This window comes from Streptomyces sp. NPDC058872, assembly GCF_042743065.1.
Lineage (GTDB): Bacteria > Actinomycetota > Actinomycetes > Streptomycetales > Streptomycetaceae > Streptomyces.
On sequence record NZ_JBHYMK010000019.1, the window covers coordinates 70,848 to 84,605 of the forward strand.

Consider the following 13,758-nt stretch of genomic DNA (forward strand, 5'->3'; position numbering starts at 1 on the left):
ATGCCTCCCGCAGGACGACGGAGCGGCCGTGGTCGGGCGCACCGTACCCACGGCGCTCGCCGGCCTCCCCATCGTCCCGCCGGCCGTGCCCCCGCGCGACCGGACCGCGACGGCAGGGGACTCCACCGGCCGGGGGCTTCCGGGGGCCGTCGGGACGGAACCCCCTTCAATCCATCCTCACGATCCGGTGCGCACGGTCCCTGCCGCGGGCCACCAGGCGGGCGTTGGCCTCGTCGGAATCGCGGACCCAGCGTTCGGCACGGTCCCGGTCCTTGCCGAAGCGGACGTGCCGCTCGACCAGCCGGGGGACCCTGCGGCGGGCGTCCAGGTCCAGGTACCAGGCCTCGTCGAGGAGGGGCAGGACGGCGGCCCACGCGCCCCGGTCGTGCAGCAGGTAGTTGCCCTCGGTGACGACGAGCGGGACCTCGGGCCCCACCGGCACCGCCCCGGCGACCGGTTCTTCCAAGGAGCGGTCGAACGCGGGCGCGTAGACGGTGGTGCCGGGGACGGGGGTGCGCAGTCGGGCGAGGAGCGCCACGTATCCGGCGGCGTCGAAGGTGTCCGGCGCGCCCTTCCGACCGGCCCGGTCGAGTCGCTCCAGCTCGGCTCCCGCCAGGTGGAAGCCGTCCATCGGCACGAGGACCGCGAGCCCGTCGAGGCGGGCGACGAGCTGCGCGGCGAGGGTGGACTTCCCGGCTCCGGGCGCGCCCGCCAGCCCGAGGATCCGCCGGGTTCCGGGCACGGCGAGTTCCCGGGCGCGAGCGGCGAGCCGGCCGAACTCCCGTGCGTCCATGCGGGGCATTCTCGCACCGGATCCGCTGCCGGGCTCCGCATCCGAAGCCCGGCAGCGGGACCGGCCACGGGTCCGGGCCACGGCGCGCCCGGCACCGCGCACGGCTCGACCGCACCGCCCCGGGCCGGCGGAGCACGATCCCGCGGTCGTCCGGCGCCAGCGGGCCGACGGACCGGAGCGGTTTCCTCCACGAGAGGCGGGGACCCTCGGCCGACCCCTCTCCCCTCCCTCCCCCGGACCCTCGTTCGCACCCTCCATCCGGCGAGGGTCGAAGTCGCGACGACGCGGGTCGACACGGATGGATTCCTACTTCTTGCCCGTATTACGTTGGGGCAATGTCGTCCATCGCACTCGTCACCCTCGTCGTCCGTGACTACGACGAGGCCATCGCCTTCTACACCGACGCCCTCGGCTTCGACCTGGTCGAGGACACCGACCGCGGCGACGGAAGCCGCTGGGTCGTCGTCCGTCCGCGTGGCGCAGCGGGCGTCGGCGGCCTCGGCAACGCGGGCCTGCTCCTGGCCCGCGCCAAGAACCCCGAGCAGGAGGCCTCGGTCGGCAACCAGACGGGTGGCCGGGTCGGGTTCTTCCTCCACACCGAGGACTTCTCACGGGACCACGCCCGCATGGCCGAGGCCGGGGTGACGTTCCTGGAGGAGCCGCGCCACGAGCCGTACGGCTCGGTCGTCGTCTTCGAGGACCTCTACGGAAACCGCTGGGACCTGCTCCAGCCGGCGGCGTAGCACCGCCGGACCTCCCGGTTCCGGCGGGCCGTCCCGTTCCACCGGCTCCGGCCCTCGGAAACCGTGTGCCAGGATGCGTGCGCCTGCCATCCGTCTTCGCGAGGAGCGCCCGCCATGAGTAGCACCCCCTCCGGCTACCTCTCCGGACTCTTCTCCCTCGAAGGACGCACGGCCCTGGTCACGGGCGGCAGCTCCGGCATCGGCCGGGCCGTCGCGGGCGCCCTGGCCCGGGCCGGGGCGAGCGTGGTGGTCCTGGCCCGCAAGGAGGCCGGGCTCATCGCGACCGTCGACGCGCTGAGGGCCGACGGGTGCCGTGCGGCCTGGGTGAGCGCCGACCTGAGCACCCGGGAGGGCATCAAGGCGGGCGCGGAAGCGGCCGCGGACGTCTTCGGCGAACCGGACGTCCTGGTGAACTCGGCCGGGATCAACCTCCGTCCGCCGTTCGGCGAGCTGGACGAGGAGGCGTGGGACACGACCATGACCGTGAACCTGGAGGCGCCGTTCCTGCTCGGGCAGCGGTTCGGTCCCGGGATGGCCGAGCGGGGCTTCGGGCGGATCATCCACGTCACGTCCCAGCAGGCGCACCGCGCGTTCGTCCAGAGCGGGGCGTACGGGGTGTCCAAGGGCGCCCTGGAGTCACTCGCCCGTTCTCAGGCCGAGGCGTGGTCCCCGTACGGCGTCACCGCCAACACCCTGGTCCCCGGCTTCGTGATGACCCCGCTCAACCGGCGGCTCTCCTCCGACCCGGAGAAGGTCGCCGCCCTGGCCTCGCGCACGATGGTCGGGCGCAACGGCCTGGCGGAGGACTTCGCGGGCGCGGCCGTCTTCCTGGCGAGCGCCTCCTCGGCGTACGTGACGGGCCAGTCCCTCTTCGTGGACGGCGGGTTCTCCGTCCACTAGCGCATCGGGCGACGTTCGCCCTGTTCACGACGGCGCGAGGGCGTTCGTCTTGGGCATGTTCGTTCCGCCAGATGACGGAGCAGCAGATCGTGCTGCCCTGCTCCTTGTGGCTGGCGTGGTCGGTGCCGTCGAGGGTGCAGTGGCGCAGGGCCGTGAACCGAGCCTCGATCCGGTTCAGCCACGAGGGGTTTCGGTCGGGGTGCAGGCGACTTCAGCGTTGTTCGCCTCGGCCCGGGCGGCCACCCGGCCGCACCGCTTCGCAATCAGGTGCGGCACGTGGTCGTCACGCACGATCGCGATGCGTTTCCCCATGGGGCGCAGGGAACGCAGGCAACGGCAGAACTCCGGGAACCTCGGGCTTCCATGGAATCTGTCATGTCAAAACAATGACCATTTGGGCAGTTCCATCGTCCACTCTCGCTGCTCTTCGGTATCCGGGACAGCGAGCCCGCGGGCCCGTTCGATCTGCTGCCAAGACACCTCATGGAGTTAAGCCGTCAAGATGCACCGTGGAATTTCATAGTCAGCATCGTCGTGACAACGCACGCGATGCTCTGCGGCGTGGCCCCGGAGCATCGGGGCCGACCGTGTAGGGGCAGCCGGGTAGGCGGCATGATGATCGGCATGGTGGAGATACCCGGGTACGACGGTCAGCCTCTCGTCCACGCGCCAGAGCTGCTGCAGGAACCTCTCTTCTGGCTTGGCCACCTTTACTCGTGTGCGCACGACGAGGACTCGGAAGAGCTGCTCTTCGGTGCGGACTACGAGGCGGCCGAGATGTTCCACCGGGAGCTGCGGGAGCGGGCGGAGTGGCCCGTCTTCACCATCCCGCTGGCCGCCGGGCACCTCCTCCACGTCGTCTACCGCGCGTGGAAGGACGACCCCGGTGTCGACTACCTCCTGCATCACCCCAGCTGGGAGCGGGCACTGTTGCTGGCCAAGGACGACGGGCACTTCATGGGTCCCGCCCTGTCCTGGCCCGAGCTGTTCACCGCCGTCGACAACGGGCTGCCCGGTGGCAGCACAGCCGATCCACACCGCCGCCTCCTGTTGCTGCTGCCCGCGCTCGGAGACGACAACATCCCGGACGACGCAGAGCACCGCCTGATGGCAGCTCTCAGCGCCCATACTGCCGTTGAGGCCCCCGAAGAACTCGCCGCCGCTCTCGTTGAGGGCCAAGGAGCGGGAGGAACCTCACGCTGGACCAGCAAGAACGGTGTCCGCCTGGACGACGGCGCGTACTCGTACCGGAACCCGTCCAACGGCTTCGCCCTCACCCCGGAAGACCTGGCTCGCGTGTCGACTGCCCTCATGCCTTGAGCCTCATGAACTGGCCGGCTGCGGCTTCGCAGCCCCTGGAGGGAAAGCCGTGGCTTCGTCGAAAGGAACGCGGGCGAGGAGGCAGTGATGCAGCTGCCCCGGCATGCGGTTGAACAGGTGCCGCAGAGCCTGCATGTGCCAGTCCCCTCCGGCCCGGCGGCGCCGGTAGTCAGCGTCCGCGCCGGATGAACCGCTCAGGGAGGCGAAGGCCCACAGGTGCCCGACGTGGTTGAGCCGGTTGTTCTTCACGAACCGACGACCGACATAACGGCGCTTGCCAGAAGCCCGCGTGACCGGGGCCGAGCCGGCGTACGCCTTCAGTCCTCCAGCCGTAGCGAACCGGCTCCTGTCGTCACCGGTCTCCCCCAGGATGCGGGCGCCGACCTGGCAACCGATCCCCGGGAAGCTCAGCATGATCGCCGCGTCCGGGTGTGACCGAACGGCTTCCTCGGTGGCCCGCGCCAGGTCATCGACCGCCTGGCAGGCCGCGTCCAGCTGCAGCAGCAGGGCCTGTGCCTGCTTACCCATGGCGTCTTCGACGAGGGGCAGCTGTCGAGGGGCTTCCTGGCGGAAGAGCTGCTGGATTCGTTCGGCGTCGGTTTCGATGCCGCGGCGGCGGCCGGCTCGCTTGAGCATGGCAGTCAGCTTCCACATCTGCAGCTTGGCGGCCAGGGCAGGTGTGGGTGCGACGGCGAGGATGCGGCGGGCATCGGGGCGGGTCAGGGTTCCTGGTTTGTCCTTGAACGCCTCGATCATCGCCGGGAAGTACTCCCTCAGCAGGGACCGCAGCTGGTTGGCGACCTGCTGGCGGTTCCAGACCGCGTCCTGCTGTGCGCGGGCCAGGACGGCGACGACCTGGGCCAGGTCGGTGTCGGCGGGCAGAGGGCGGTGCACCGGCGCGTCGGTACGGATGACGTTCGCCAGCACCGGGGCGGCGCCCGGGTCCGCGGAGTCGCCGTGCTCGGCCAGCAGGTCGAGCAGCAGGCGGTAGCCCTCCAGGTCGTCGTTGATCCGGCACTTGGCCAGCAGCTTGCCGGTGTCGTCGACGAGCGCGACGTCGTGATGGCCCTCCGCCCAGTCGATCCCGCAAAACACGTCCATGGATCTCGCCCCTTCTCCGGTGCCGTTCTCGAAGGCGAGCACGCGGGGCGGCACGGCGTACTAATTCCAGGACTCTCTGGTCCGCCATCTCATCAGCCGTGCGCGGCGCTGCAAGGCCGCACGGGCGCGCCGTGTCCAGAGCTCGGAGCTCGTGAGGAGAAACGCGTCACCGTGCGGCAGCTCATCCATCGAGGATCCCGAACCCGACAGGCCCGCGGGGGCAGAACGTGCGAGGACCGGCCGGCGCCCAGCGCCACCAGTCTTTGCAAAGACCTCGCACGGTCGGAGGTGTCGTAGGGGTCACCACGGCACCGACCGGACCACACACGCCCTACCCCAGGCTGGACAACGCCGCCCCGGGCCCCTCAGAGATCCAGAACCTCTAATTACCAACGAATTAGGAGGTGTTGGGATCGGCGCCGTTGAGGATGAGGAGTGCGGCGGCGAGGAGGGATGAGCGTCCGATGCCGGCTCGGCAGTGAGTGACGACGTGTGCGCCTTCGTGCAGCTGTTCGGCAAGTCCGTGCAGGGTGGGCAGGACCGTGGTGAGGTCGGGGACGGTGCGGTCGGGGATGGGTACGGCGACGAACTGCAGCCCGGTCGTAACGGCTGTCCCGGGTTCGTCTGCGAGGCCGAGTTCGTCGAGTTCGGTTCCTGTGAGCGCGCAGACCAGGATGTCGACGCCACAGTCCTTCAGGGCGGTCATCTCGTCTCCGAGCCAGTCGTTGCCGCGGGGTCTGGCCATCGTGCTCAGTCGCCCCGGGCCGGGGAGGTCGATGGTGAAGAGGATGGGTCGCATGTCAGCAGTACTTTCGTTCTGTGCGGTCAGGTGGTAATCGGACGGCCGGGGTCAGGGGTCGGACCGGTTCGGCGCGGAGCTCGTTCGGGGTCGGGGTGGCTGGGGCGGCCGTGCTTCGACGGGCTGGGTCGAGGTCGTCGGTTCGCAGCGAGCACGGCTCCTCGCGGCGCAGTGCGGCGTCGCAGACGAGCACGCGCATGACCGGTTGCGAACCGCCTCCGCGGTGGTGACCGCGAGGATGTCCAGCCGCTGCTGCTCGGTGGGTGTCCACGGCAGCTTCGTCGGCCCCGGAACGAGGCCGCGCTCGTGCCCGCCACGGTGTCGGCGGCCGGGCGTGTGGCGTCCCTGGCCGACCGGGTCGGAGTCGCGCCGGCCTACGGTGTTCCGCGATTCTCCACGCGCACACGTTGAGCCACGTGATCATTCTGGATGCCCGAGCCGTTTCTGGCGGCCGATCGCAGCCCACGGCTCCTATGCTTCGAGCATGGATCGTTCTGAGGACGTCCAGCCCGCGTTCTGGGACGCCGGCAGCGACTACGGGGTGCAACAGCCACTGACCGACCAGGCCGTGCGGGACGCGGAGCGGCTGCTCGACGTCACGCTCCCGGACTCCCTGCTCGCTCTGTTGCGCGTTCGGAACGGAGGCCTGGTGACAGGCGCTCGGAACGCTTTTCGAACGGACGGACCGACCTCCTGGAGCGAGGACCACGTTCCGTTCGACCATGTGATGGGCATCGGGCACCGCGAAAGCACGGTCTCGCTGCTCGACGGTCCCTACCTGGTCGAGGAATGGGGTCTGCCCTCGCCCGTCGTGCTCCTCTCGGGCGACGGGCCTTGTTGGATCGCGCTGGACTACCGGGGGTGCGGTCGACACGGGGAACCCTCAGTCGGGTGGTTCGACGCCGACTTCGGCGTGGAGTTGGCCCTCGCCGCGGACTTCGGCTCCTTCGTCGAGGGCCTCACTTCCGCCAGCAGCTTCGACTGGAGCGCCACCGGGACACGTGCGGCTGACCTCGCAAGTGGCAGGACCGTTCCCGCCCGCGTCAGGGCGGGGCAGGGCAGGCGTTGTCTGGTGCGGCACTCGGACGGGCCCGTCAGACCGGGGTCGCCACCCAGCGCGCGAAGGCGGCGGCGCAGGCCTCCAGGGCCTTCGCCGTGGGTCCTGACGTCGCCGACGGCGCGGCCGACAGCATCAGGGCGGGGGGCTCGGTCCCGCACCCCACCGTCACGTCACAGGTCACCGTCGACGACGGGCCCTCCGTGCCGGGCGGGGCGGACACCGTCAGGGTCAGCGCGCAGGACCCCGGCCTGGCCCCGGTCCCCTCGATGCGGGCGGTCATCGCCTCGACGAGCGGCTCGGCGTTGGCCTCGAGCGCTCCCGGGCGCAGCGGGAACTCCTCGTCCACGGCCACGATGCCGACTCCCCGAAGGGTGGTGGCCCGCAGGTGCACGGCACGGGCGCTGAACACGCCCGTGCCGTGCAGGACGTAGATGGCGACGAGCGCGGCCCGCACCGCCGCACCGAGATCGTGCGCCTGGCCGGGCAGCGCGTGGTGGTGGCGGGGCGGGCGGAGCCGTGCCGGGGCGAGGCCGTGGGCGAGCGCCGTCAGGCCGTCGTGGGCGGTCTCGCCGAGCAGCCAGGGGCCACCGGGGCCCAGCATCAGGAGCCGACCGTGCTCGTCGACCGCGAGCGGCGCGTCCGTGTCCGTGCGGCCGAAGGGGAAGAGCCGCACGCCGAGGGAATCGGCGAGCCGGTTCAGATGGGGGACGTCGTGGCGGGCCTCGCGGGGGTCGACGACTCCGCCGATGGCGGCGACCTGCTGTCCGCCGGAAGCGACGGGCAGGACGGTGAGGCCGTGGAACTCGCGCAGGGCCCGCTCGGCCGCGGGGAAGGGCTCCGCGCCGACGGTCGCCATGACAAGGACCGCGAGCATGGCGGCGTCCCCGGCGTCGCGCCCCGGTCGCCAGCCCGCGTCCGTCAGTGCGCCGGTCACGTCCGGTCGTGGAGGACCGTGACGCCCAGACGGTCGAGGAGGGCCGTGCAGGAGCGGCAGACGTCTGCCTCGGTGCCGTGCTCGGGGTCGCCGTGCGGGCGGATCTTGCGGGCAACGACCGCCGCGCCCGCGAAGTGTGGGACGGCCTCGTCAAGGGTGGCGGCGCGGCCGTCGCCGCGGTGTCGGTCAAAGCCGAAGAGCTCGTCGGAGATGAGCGCGGATTCGGCGCAGTAACCGATGAAGGGTTCGCGCAGGGCCGGTGGGAGTCCGTCGAAGAACTCCCGCACGGCAGGGTGGAGTCGTGGCTCGTCGTCACCGGCGAGGTTGGTGTGGCTGGTGATGGTTCCGTGGATGAGCAGCGAGGCCGCCGTACCGGGGATCAGGTCAGACAAAGTAGTCCTCCGCGTCCTGCATGGGGGCGTGGGCGAGGGCGATCATGGCCTCGTACTTGTCGGCGCCCATGTAGTAGGCGCCGGTGTGGTGCAGGTAGAAGAACCGGCCGCGCTCGTCGATGAGCACCGGCGACCCCTCCGAGCCGTCGAGGCCGACCGGAAAGAGCCGCACGCCGAGGTCGCGGCTCAGTTCGGCGACCTCGGCCGGCGTGGACCGGTAACCGAGGTACGGGGTGAAGTAGAGGTGGTCCTCCCGTGCGGCGTCGATGGTGAGACGCAGCCCGCCGTGTTCGGCGAGGAAGGAGGTGGCTGCGGCGAGGGGCTCCACCGGAAATCCCGCCTCCCGGTACTGCCCGGCGATCTCCTCGACCATCGCCGGTACGGTCTCGGCCACGTCCCGCCCGGGGAACCAGCCGTTGTCCCGGAACCAGACGTCGACGTCCTCGGGGGTGTTCAACTGCGGCATGTGCGCTCCTTATCCTGCGTACGCCGTGACGCCGGCCATGTCCATGGCTATCGCGCAGGACCGGCACGGCGGCTTGTACTCGCCGTGGCCGAGGGGATGCGGTTTGATCTGCTCACCGATCTGCACGCTGTAGACCTGCGACCCTTTCATGGCGTCGCGGACCTGGTCGGCCGAGGTGATCCCGGTGCCGTGGGGGTCCATCTGCCGGAGCCGGTCCGAGACCAGGTTGGCCTCTGCACATTTTCCATGACCTGCGCCGGGGAAGCCGCCCTCGGCCTTGATCCGCTGGTCGACCTGATCGTAGATCGACTGCATCGCCGGATGCAGGTCGGGGGTCTTCTGACCGGCACCCTTGGTGGTGCTGGAGTGGCTGGTGACGACCCCGTCGTGGAGGAGGCTGCCGGAGCAGGAGCCGTGGAGCAGGTTCGTGCCGGGCGGGAAGTGCGTCTTGGCGAGGTCGATCTGGTGCTTGGGGTCGTCCGGGTTGTTCGGGTCGGCCTTGCGCGCCTTGTCCGCGAGGTCCCGGGCCTCCTGGACGAGGGCTTCGCGCTGCTGCTCGGGCGTGAGGTGACTGACGTCGAGCGGATCGGTGCGGTGGTGCCTCATGTTTCCGGCCGAGCTGCCGTGCCAGGGCGGGGCCGGGGTGATGCGCCTGCCACCGGGGTCGCCCCCGGAGCCGGAACCGCCGTTCCCACTGCCGTTCCCACCGCCGCCACCACCGGTGCCGCCGCCCTTGCCGTTGTCGTGGTCGCCCTTGCGCTGGCGGGCGAAGCGGTCACGGAGGCCGTCGTCGGTGTTCTTGTGGTCGACGGAGATCTGCTTGACGACCTTGGGCAGCGTCTGGCCGACGTGGTCGCCCATCGACTTCGCGGCCTTGCCCAAGGCCTCCATCGCCTTGTCGGCGATCGGGTCGATCGCGTCGGCGATGGAGTCACGCCCCCGGGTCCGGCCGTGCGCGGTCTTCGCCTTCGTGAGTTTGCCCGTCGTCTTGCCGTGGATCCTCACGCTGACGCCGTCGAGCTGGGTGGACGCGCGGGTGTGCTCGGCGTGCTCGATGTGCAGGTCCTTCAGGCCACTGCCCTTCGAGCCCCCTCCGCCACCACCGGCCGAAGCCAGGTGCAGGGCGTCCTTGCCGGACTGCACCCCGTCCTTGAACCCGTCCTTGCCCGCTTTCCCGGTCTGATCGAGGTCCACCCCGTCCTGCAGGCCGATCGCCATCGCACCCAACTGCACGACCAGGTCCGCCGCCATGCCCTCCAGGGCCGCCACCGCCGGCTCGGTCATCACCGCCACGACGTATCCGACGGCCTCCTCCACGCACTCCTTGATCAGCCGCTTGATCACCTCCTGGGTGGCCCGCATGGCCCCCGCGCCGATCAGCGCGGACAGACCACCGGTGACGGGGATCAAGGAGAGCGCAATGCCCGCCTCGGAAGCGAGGTAGCCGAGCTGCACCACCGCCGCGAGCTTCATCGCCTCGATCGCACCGGCTGCCGTGTCCAGGCCACCAGCGATCGTGCGGGCCGCACCCGCGATGTCCTTGAAGTGCTTGCCCCTGACCTTCTCCCAGTGCTCGCCCAGCGCGTCCATCGACTCGCCCTGCCCCGAGGACAGCAAGCGCTCGAAGTGGTTGTTCGCGAGCTGGCCGTCGTCCTCCAGGTCGTCCGCGAACTCCCGCAGCGCATCCGCCATCTCGCGGTACGCGTCCTCGTCGACGTTCGGCCAGGCCACACCGATCAGATCCAGCAGGGTGTCAGCCCAGTCCGGAACCGTGACAGCCACGTCCGCCCCCCGTTGCAGACCGTTTGCAATCCACAACAGTCATACCACGGGGGGCGGCTGACGAGCCGTCCGGTTCAGCCCTCCTCGGGCTCCAGGCGCAGCGAGATCGAGTTGATGCAGTAGCGCTGGTCCGTCGGGGTCGAGTAGCCCTCGCCCTCGAAGACATGGCCCAGGTGGGAGCCGCAGCGGGCGCAGCGGACCTCGGTGCGGACCATGCCGTGGGAGGTGTCCGCGAGGAGTTCGACGGCGGAGCTGTCCTTGGGGTCGTAGAAGGACGGCCAGCCGCAGTGCGACTCGAACTTCTCACTCGACGTGAAGAGCTCCGCGCCGCAGGCGCGGCAGGAGTAGACGCCCTTCGTCTTGGTGTCGGTGTACTCGCCCCGGAACGCGGGCTCGGTGCCGGCCAGCCGGAGCACCTGGTACTCCGACGGGGTCAGCTCGGCCTGCCACTCCTCGTCCGACTTCTCGACCTCGTACGCCATCGTTCGTCCACTCCCTCAGTTCGACAGGCGGGCGAGGATCTTCGGACCGAGGTCCGTGACGTCTCCCGCGCCCATGGTGAGAACGAGGTCGCCGGGTCCGGCCATTCCCGCGATGACGTCGGGAACCGCGTCCTTGTCGTGGACGGGGGTCACATCGGCGCCGGCGGCGCGCGCCGCGGCGATGATCAGCTCGCTGGTGATGCCGGGGATCGGGTCCTCACGGGCCGGGTAGATGTCGAGGACGACGGAGGCGTCGGCGAGGGCCAGTGCGTCACCCATCTCCTTGCCCAGCTCCTGGGTGCGGGAGAAGAGGTGCGGCTGGAAGACCACGAGGAGGCGGGCGGCCCCGGCGGCGCCGCGCATGGCCTCCAGGTCGGCGGTCATCTCGGTGGGGTGGTGCGCGTACGAGTCGATGACCTGGACGCCCTTGGCCTCGCCCTTGAGCTGGAGGCGGCGGCCGACCCCGGTGTAGGCGGTCAGTGCCCGGGCGAGCTCGGCCGGGTCGATGCCGACGCGGGCGCCGGCGGCGAGGGCCGCGGCGGCGTTGTGGGCGTAGTGGCGGCCGGGGACGGAGACGGTGAAGGTGTGCTCGACGCCGTCGAGGAGGACCGTCACCTCGCTCTGCATCCCGTTCGGGACGATCTTCAGGATGCGGGCGTCGGAGTCCTCGGACTCGCCGACCGTGACGATCTCCAGGCCCTCGCGGTCCGCGACGCGGCGGGCCAGCTCGCGGGCGCCCGCGTGCTCGCCGACGACCAGGGTGCCGCCGGGGCGGATCTTGGCGGTGAAGGCCTCGAAGGACTCGTAGATCTCGTCCATGGAGGCGTAGTTCGCATGGTGGTCCAGCTCGACGTTGAGGACGATCGCGACCTCGGGGTCGTACTTCTGGAAGCTGCGGTCGCTTTCGTCGGCCTCGGCGACGAAGACCTCTCCGGAGCCGTGCCGGGCGTTCGTGCCGGGGCCCGCGAGGTCGCCGCCGATGGCGTACGAGGGGTCGAGGCCGAGTTCGGTGAGGGCGACGGCCAGCATGGAGGTGGTGGTCGTCTTGCCGTGCGTGCCGGCGACGGCGATCGCGCGCAGGCCGTCCATGAGGGAGGCGAGCGCGTCGGAGCGGTGCACCACGGGGACGCCGAGCTCGGCGGCGCGGGCCAGCTCGGGGTTGTCGGCGCGGATGGCGCTGGAGACGACGACGGCGGAGGCGTCGTCGGCGAGGTGCTCGGCGGCGTGGCCGATGTGCACCGTGGCGCCGAGGGCGCGGAGCGACTCGGCGGTCGCGGACTCCTTGGCGTCGCTGCCGGCGACCTTGGCGCCGCGCTGGGCGAGGATCTTCGCGATGCCCGACATTCCGGCACCGCCGATGCCGATGAAGTGCGGCCGTTCCATGGCGGCAGGGATGGCGGGTGCCATGCGGATCTCTCCCCGGGGTGCGTGGTTCTGGAAGGTCCCAGCCTAGTGGTTCCGGCCGGGCCCCCGGCGGGCGGCGGGTCCGTGGCGGCACCCCCTGCACGGGGCGCGGCCACGGACCGACCGGTCAGCCCGCCGTCATGCGGCGGTCACTCGCTGTGCGCGAAGAGCTTGAGGACGGGTACGCCGACCTTGTGGCGGGCCCGGGAGGCCCAGTCCCGGTGGAAGAACTCCTCCACGTAGTGCGGGGCGGTGAGCACGATGACCTCGTCCGCCTCGGACTCCTCGACCACCGCCTTCATCTTGTCGAGCGGATGGTCCTCGACCACCTGGCCGACCGCCTGGCAGCCGGCGTCCCTCAGCGCCCGGAGCGAAGCCTCCAGGGCCAGCTCGGCGGGACGTCTGGCCTCCTTGCCCTCCGGTTCGTCGCCCTCGCGGGTCGCTTCCTTCAGTTCGCCCATGGCGACGTCGTCGATGGCACGCAGCAGTACATCGGCCTGGTCACCGCGCGGCTGCATCAGGACGATGAAGGACGCGCCCTCGTCGCCGTGCAGCGTGGTGACGAATTCCACGTCGACGGATGTCAGGGGCTTCTCGATCATCAGAACGCTTGTGAACACCTCAGGAGCCCTTCTGCGGAAACCATCCTTCCCCGTGCTGACACGGGGTCTGCGACAGTAAGTGTGCCCAGTGGACGGTAAGCGGAACGACAAATTCCGCCGATTGTCAGATCCGACGGTAGCGGGTGAAGAGGAAGCCGTCCTGCTCCAGCACGGAAGCCACCTGGAAGCGTGTCGGAACGGCCGCCGAAGGCCCTCCGGCGATCCGCTGGGCATCGCCCGCGGTCATCGTGGGCGAGATCGTCAGGCAGAGCTCGTCCAGGACGCCGGCCGCCACGAACTGCCCCAGCAGGCGGGGGCCGCCCTCGGTCAGCTGACGGCGCAGCCCCCGCTCCGCGAGCACCGCCACCGCCCGGGCCGGCACCACCCGGGCCCCGTCCCCCGCGCACAGCACCACCGCACCCGCCTCCCGGGCCTCCCGGACCCGCTCGACGGGAGCGCCGGAGCCGGTGAGGACCAGGGTCGGCAGCAGCGGCTCGGTGAAGAGGGGCAGCGAGAAGTCCAGGTCGAGGGAGGCGCTGACGACGGCGATCACGGGGGCCGGTCCCTGCCCCGCGGCGGCACGGCGGGCGGCGAAGGCCTCCCGGGCGCGAGCCGGTCGGTACCCCTCAAGGCGAACCGTTTCCGCACCCACCACGACCACATCGGCGAGTCCGCGCAGGACACCGAAGACCCGCATGTCCGTCTCGGAGGAAAGCGGCTGGGAACGCCCCTCGTGCTGACCGGCGCCGTCGAGCGAGGACACCATGTTGGCCCGCAGCCACGGAGCGTCACCTTCGGGGTAGGCGTAGGCATCGGCGAGCGCGTCCAGGGACCATTCCCCGGCCACGGCGCCGGGGGCGGGACGGGTGGCTCCGGCCGCGGCCGGGGGGGCGGCCTCGGGAACGACCCCCTCGACGGCGTCCAGGGCTGTCATGTCCGTCACAGGAAACAGTCGTCGCATCCTGGCAGTCTGGCACGGC

General features: G+C 70.9%; 13 protein-coding genes and 3 pseudogenes. 4 read left to right on the forward strand and 12 right to left on the reverse strand.

The features are described from left to right. Window positions 1-166: 166 nt before the first annotated feature. Window positions 167-802: a nucleoside/nucleotide kinase family protein gene (locus tag ACFW22_RS14935; protein ID WP_386403416.1), complete on the reverse strand. Its 636-nt coding sequence runs from the start codon at window positions 800-802 to the stop codon at window positions 167-169. Between the two features lie 326 nt (window positions 803-1,128). On the opposite strand from ACFW22_RS14935, the gene ACFW22_RS14940 reads away from it, so the two are divergent. Both ACFW22_RS14940 and ACFW22_RS14945 read left to right on the forward strand, forming a co-directional pair. Beyond that, a complete protein-coding gene (locus ACFW22_RS14940; protein WP_386403419.1) occupies window positions 1,129-1,536 on the forward strand; it encodes a VOC family protein in 408 nt (135 codons plus the stop codon). 114 nt (window positions 1,537-1,650) lie between these two features. Next, window positions 1,651-2,436, forward strand: a complete 786-nt coding sequence (locus ACFW22_RS14945; protein WP_386403423.1) for an SDR family NAD(P)-dependent oxidoreductase — start codon at window positions 1,651-1,653, stop codon at window positions 2,434-2,436. 7 nt (window positions 2,437-2,443) lie between these two features. Here ACFW22_RS14945 and ACFW22_RS14950 read toward each other — a convergent pair. Next, a pseudogene (locus tag ACFW22_RS14950) lies at window positions 2,444-2,790 on the reverse strand (transposase); the annotation flags it as partial. A gap of 270 nt (window positions 2,791-3,060) precedes the next feature. Between ACFW22_RS14950 and ACFW22_RS14955 the strand changes: the two are divergent. Continuing rightward, window positions 3,061-3,756 (forward strand): hypothetical protein, encoded by a 696-nt coding sequence (locus tag ACFW22_RS14955; protein WP_386403426.1) that lies wholly within the window; start codon window positions 3,061-3,063, stop codon window positions 3,754-3,756. Between the two features lie 3 nt (window positions 3,757-3,759). On the opposite strand, the gene ACFW22_RS14960 is transcribed toward ACFW22_RS14955, so the two are convergent. Together ACFW22_RS14960 and ACFW22_RS14965 are read right to left on the reverse strand one after the other, a co-directional pair. Further along, window positions 3,760-4,857, reverse strand: a complete 1,098-nt coding sequence (locus ACFW22_RS14960) for a transposase (RefSeq protein WP_386403429.1) — start codon at window positions 4,855-4,857, stop codon at window positions 3,760-3,762. Window positions 4,858-5,254: 397 nt separating this feature from the next. Continuing rightward, window positions 5,255-5,656, reverse strand: a complete 402-nt coding sequence (locus ACFW22_RS14965; protein WP_386403432.1) for a tyrosine protein phosphatase — start codon at window positions 5,654-5,656, stop codon at window positions 5,255-5,257. 484 nt (window positions 5,657-6,140) lie between these two features. Here ACFW22_RS14965 and ACFW22_RS14970 point away from each other — a divergent pair. Continuing rightward, a pseudogene (locus tag ACFW22_RS14970) lies at window positions 6,141-6,599 on the forward strand (SMI1/KNR4 family protein); the annotation flags it as partial. A gap of 151 nt (window positions 6,600-6,750) precedes the next feature. On the opposite strand, the gene ACFW22_RS14975 reads toward ACFW22_RS14970, so the two are convergent. From ACFW22_RS14975 to ACFW22_RS15010, 8 genes and pseudogenes are all read right to left on the reverse strand, one after another. After that, window positions 6,751-7,650 (reverse strand): SUKH-3 domain-containing protein, encoded by a 900-nt coding sequence (locus ACFW22_RS14975; protein WP_386403434.1) that lies wholly within the window; start codon window positions 7,648-7,650, stop codon window positions 6,751-6,753. Further along, window positions 7,647-8,042 (reverse strand): YwqJ-related putative deaminase, encoded by a 396-nt coding sequence (locus tag ACFW22_RS14980; protein WP_386403437.1) that lies wholly within the window; start codon window positions 8,040-8,042, stop codon window positions 7,647-7,649. The genes ACFW22_RS14975 and ACFW22_RS14980 overlap by 4 nt, the downstream gene beginning before the upstream one ends. Then, complete coding sequence (locus ACFW22_RS14985) at window positions 8,035-8,508, reverse strand: SUKH-3 domain-containing protein (protein WP_384873168.1); 474 nt, start codon at window positions 8,506-8,508, stop codon at window positions 8,035-8,037. The genes ACFW22_RS14980 and ACFW22_RS14985 overlap by 8 nt, the downstream gene beginning before the upstream one ends. A 63-nt stretch (window positions 8,509-8,571) precedes the next feature. Then, window positions 8,572-10,290, reverse strand: a pseudogene (locus ACFW22_RS14990) (YwqJ-related putative deaminase); the annotation flags it as partial. Between the two features lie 74 nt (window positions 10,291-10,364). Further along, complete coding sequence (msrB, locus tag ACFW22_RS14995; protein WP_386403441.1) at window positions 10,365-10,772, reverse strand: peptide-methionine (R)-S-oxide reductase MsrB; 408 nt, start codon at window positions 10,770-10,772, stop codon at window positions 10,365-10,367. A 15-nt stretch (window positions 10,773-10,787) separates the two neighbouring features. Then, window positions 10,788-12,179 (reverse strand): UDP-N-acetylmuramate--L-alanine ligase, encoded by a 1,392-nt coding sequence (murC, locus tag ACFW22_RS15000; protein WP_386403444.1) that lies wholly within the window; start codon window positions 12,177-12,179, stop codon window positions 10,788-10,790. A 146-nt stretch (window positions 12,180-12,325) separates the two neighbouring features. Continuing rightward, window positions 12,326-12,796, reverse strand: a complete 471-nt coding sequence (locus ACFW22_RS15005; protein WP_386403447.1) for an indole-3-glycerol phosphate synthase — start codon at window positions 12,794-12,796, stop codon at window positions 12,326-12,328. Window positions 12,797-12,902: 106 nt separating this feature from the next. Further along, window positions 12,903-13,739 carry a pyrimidine reductase family protein gene (locus ACFW22_RS15010; RefSeq protein ID WP_386403450.1) on the reverse strand — a complete coding sequence of 279 codons (837 nt, stop codon included), beginning with the start codon at window positions 13,737-13,739 and terminating at the stop codon, window positions 12,903-12,905. Window positions 13,740-13,758 lie beyond the last annotated feature (19 nt).

Bases quoted from the DNA above. Each gene is read 5' to 3' on its own strand.
- ACFW22_RS14935 (WP_386403416.1), bottom strand. From the start codon at position 802: ATGCCCCGCATGGACGCACGGGAGTTCGGCCGGCTCGCCGCTCGCGCC.
- ACFW22_RS14965 (WP_386403432.1), bottom strand. From the start codon at position 5,656: ATGCGACCCATCCTCTTCACCATCGACCTCCCCGGCCCGGGGCGACTG.
- murC (WP_386403444.1), bottom strand. From the start codon at position 12,179: ATGGCACCCGCCATCCCTGCCGCCATGGAACGGCCGCACTTCATCGGC.
- ACFW22_RS14940 (WP_386403419.1), top strand. From the start codon at position 1,129: ATGTCGTCCATCGCACTCGTCACCCTCGTCGTCCGTGACTACGACGAG.
- ACFW22_RS14960 (WP_386403429.1), bottom strand. From the start codon at position 4,857: ATGGACGTGTTTTGCGGGATCGACTGGGCGGAGGGCCATCACGACGTC.
- ACFW22_RS14955 (WP_386403426.1), top strand. From the start codon at position 3,061: ATGGTGGAGATACCCGGGTACGACGGTCAGCCTCTCGTCCACGCGCCA.
- ACFW22_RS14985 (WP_384873168.1), bottom strand. From the start codon at position 8,508: ATGCCGCAGTTGAACACCCCCGAGGACGTCGACGTCTGGTTCCGGGAC.
- ACFW22_RS15010 (WP_386403450.1), bottom strand. From the start codon at position 13,739: ATGCGACGACTGTTTCCTGTGACGGACATGACAGCCCTGGACGCCGTC.
- msrB (WP_386403441.1), bottom strand. From the start codon at position 10,772: ATGGCGTACGAGGTCGAGAAGTCGGACGAGGAGTGGCAGGCCGAGCTG.
- ACFW22_RS14945 (WP_386403423.1), top strand. From the start codon at position 1,651: ATGAGTAGCACCCCCTCCGGCTACCTCTCCGGACTCTTCTCCCTCGAA.